Below are 1,692 nucleotides of genomic sequence, written 5' to 3' on the forward strand. Positions count from 1 at the left end.
CCGACGGATGATGTCTATCAGGACGGTGAAACCCTCTCGGTCAATGTCACCGGAGCTGAAGGCGGCAACTATGAAGATCTGGATCTCGGCAACAGTGTCGACACCCAGGTCAATGACACCATAGATACCACTACCGTCACCCTGACAGCTCCGGCTGAAGTGAGTGAAGGCGGCAGCATTACCTATACCGCCACGGTCAACAATGCCCCTGAAACCGACCTGGTNCTGACCCTGTCCAACGGCGCCAGCATCACCATTGCAGCCGGTCAAACCGAAGGCACTGTCACCGTCGCGGCACCGACGGATGATGTCTATCAGGACGGTGAAACCCTCTCGGTTAATGTCACCGGAGCTGAAGGCGGCAACTATGAAGATCTGGATCTCGGCAACAGCGTCGACACGACGGTCAATGACACCATAGATACCACCACCATCACCCTGACGGCTCCGGCTGAAGTGAGTGAAGGCGGCAGCATTACCTATACCGCCACGGTCAACAATGCCCCTGAAACCGACCTGGTACTGACCCTGTCCAACGGCGCCAGCATCACCATTGCGGCCGGTCAAACCGAAGGCACTGTCACCGTTGATGCACCGACTGATGATGTATTTGTTGACGCAGAAACACTGACCGTAAGTATAGATAATGCTCAAGGTGGTAATTTTGAAAACCTGGATACAAGTGACACAGCTTCCACACTGGTAAATGACACTACCGACACAGTTTTTGCCCAGATCAGCGTAGACAAATCTAGTGTCACTGAAGGTGGTGAAATCACTTATACAGTGACTTTGGTCGATGCCAACGGTAACCCGGTAACCCTTCCTAGTGGAGCTTCGGTTAGCGTTGCGCTTGATTGGAGTGGTACGGCAACTGCAGCAGATGTTGATAACTTACCTCCAAGCGTAACCATTAGCGGAGATAGTCAGCAAAGCTTTACAGTTAATACCATCAACGATGGTATTTATGAAAATAGTGAAAATCTAAGCGTCACCATTAGTGGGGTCACTGACGTTGATAATAGCCTTGAACAACTAGAGATAGGCAGCAACAACAGCGCCGACACCACCATTCTCGATGCCCAGGACGCGCCTGTGGTGAGAAGTGTTACCGGTGACTCCGTGATCGAAGGCAATGCCAACACCTTCACCGTCACCCTCAGCACCCCCAGTGCCACCAACACCGAGGTCACCCTGAGCCTCAGCGACGGCAGCGCTATTGTGGGCACCGATACCGGCCTCACCTATATGGTGAGTTTCGATGGCGGCACCACCTACACTGCCGTGACCGGCAACACGGTCACCGTGCCACCCGGCGCCACCAATTTCTTGGTGCAGGTAGACACCATTGATGACACAATCTTTGAAGGAGATGAAAACTACTCCCTGAACGCTACTGCCAATGGCGCAGGCGACAGCGGCACCGCCCAGATCACCGACAATGACAGCGCCCCGACCGTCAGCAGCATTACCGGTGACACCGTGGTCGAAGGCACAGCCAACACCTTCGACGTCAACCTGAGCAACACCGCCAGCAGCGCCACAACCCTGACGCTGACACTGGCCGGCAATAGCGCCACCAAAGGGGTGGACTTCAGCGATACCGAAGTCACTGTCACCATCAACGGGACAGCTCAGACTGTCAGCGTGAATGCGGACGGCACTTTCGAGGTGACAGTGCCGGCCAACACC

The 1,692-nt window shown here is 54.6% G+C and carries 1 protein-coding gene; it reads left to right on the top strand.

What is annotated here, in order from left to right:
• A partial coding sequence (locus ACMHXH_RS08080; protein ID WP_413737943.1) for an immunoglobulin-like domain-containing protein occupies window positions 1-1,692 on the top strand: 1,692 nt, incomplete at both ends.

Source organism: Shewanella sp. BJSY2023SW001 (assembly GCF_047314685.1).
GTDB classification, from domain to species: Bacteria; Pseudomonadota; Gammaproteobacteria; order Enterobacterales; family Shewanellaceae; genus Shewanella; species Shewanella indica.